At 63.5% G+C, this 1,442-nt stretch carries 1 protein-coding gene; it reads left to right on the top strand.

Annotated features, from left to right (window positions below; genetic code table 11):
• The first annotated feature begins 220 nt into the window (after positions 1-220).
• A complete protein-coding gene (locus GIW04_RS30685; RefSeq protein WP_236479608.1) occupies positions 221-1,417 on the top strand; it encodes an MFS transporter in 1,197 nt (398 codons plus the stop codon).
• Positions 1,418-1,442: the final 25 nt, after the last annotated feature.

Raw genomic sequence — 1,442 nt, 5'->3', positions numbered from 1 at the left:
GTCTGGAACCGCCTCAGTGCCGACAAGCAAGCGGCACTGCTCAAGCGCTTCGGCACCCAGGAAAACGCCCTGGCGGCCCTGGTGACCACCCAATTGCTGGCCCCCGCCCACGCTTGATCGGCTTTAGATCTGACGTTTTACATTTTTGCCGCCCTGCTCGGCCTGCGCGCCGGTATCATTAGCAGCCTATCTTTACCTGCTGCGACAGTGGATCTCTCCCATGCCAGATACCCAGCGCCCTATGGCGGTCACGCTGCAAGTCGTTTCCATCGTGCTGTTTACCTTTATCGGCTACCTGAATATCGGCATCCCCCTGGCCGTATTGCCCGGTTATGTGCATAGCCAACTGGGCTATGGCGCCGTTATCGCCGGGCTGGTAATCAGCGTGCAATACCTGGCTACCCTGCTGAGCCGCCCCTATGCCGGCAAGATCATCGACAACCTGGGCAGCAAGCGCGCCGTGCTGATCGGCCTGGTGGGCTGCGGTTTGAGCGGCGTATTCATGTTGCTGGCGGCGTGGTTCTCCAGCCTGCCGGCCTTCAGCCTCGGCTGTCTGCTGATCGGTCGGCTGGTACTGGGCAGCGCTGAAAGCCTGGTGGGTTCGGGCGCGATTGGCTGGGGCATTGGCCGTGTCGGCGCGGCAGACACGGCCAAGGTTATTTCCTGGAACGGCATCGCCAGCTACGGCGCGTTGGCCGTCGGCGCACCGTTGGGGGTGCTGCTGGTCAGCCACTTGGGACTGTGGAGCATGGGCGTCAGCATCATTCTGTTGGCCGTGCTGGGTGTGTTGTTGGCCTGGAAAAAACAAGCCGCGCCGATTGTGCCCGGCATCCGTTTGCCGTTCATGAATGTGCTGGGCCGCGTGCTGCCCCATGGTTGCGCGCTGGCGCTGGGCTCCATCGGCTTTGGCACCATCGCCACCTTTATCACGTTGTATTACAGCACCCAGCACTGGGATAACGCGGTGTGGGCCTTGAGCCTGTTCGGTGCCAGCTTTATCGGCGCGCGCTTGCTGTTTGGTAATTTGATCAACCGCATTGGCGGGTTTCGCGTCGCCATCGCTTGCCTGTCGGTGGAAGTGCTGGGCCTGCTGTTGCTGTGGCTGGCGCCGGATGCCCAGCTGGCGTTGGCGGGTGCGGCGTTGAGGGGCTTCGGCTTTTCCGGGGTGTTGCCGGCGTTGGGGGTAGAGGCGGTCAGCCTGGTGCCGGCCTCCAGCCGTGGCTCGGCGGTGGGCGCCTATTCGCTGTTTATCGATTTGTCCCTGGGCATCACCGGGCCACTGGCGGGCGCCGTGGCGGCAGGTTTTGGCTTTGCCTCGATCTTCCTGTTCGCCGCCCTCGCCGCTTTCGCCGGTTTGCTGCTGAGCGTCTACCTGTACCGGCAGGCGCCCAAGGCCCGCGAAACACGCGACGCCTAGAAGTCGACCTTGCCGCGCCCGGCCT

This window comes from Pseudomonas sp. PA-4-8C, assembly GCF_021606625.1.
GTDB lineage: Bacteria > Pseudomonadota > Gammaproteobacteria > Pseudomonadales > Pseudomonadaceae > Aquipseudomonas > Aquipseudomonas lactis.
This window is presented reverse-complemented; position numbering and strand designations above follow the sequence as displayed.

What these genes read in the sequence shown, in the direction of transcription:
- GIW04_RS30685 (WP_236479608.1), top strand. Translation starts at nt 221, where the DNA reads ATGCCAGATACCCAGCGCCCTATGGCGGTCACGCTGCAAGTCGTTTCC.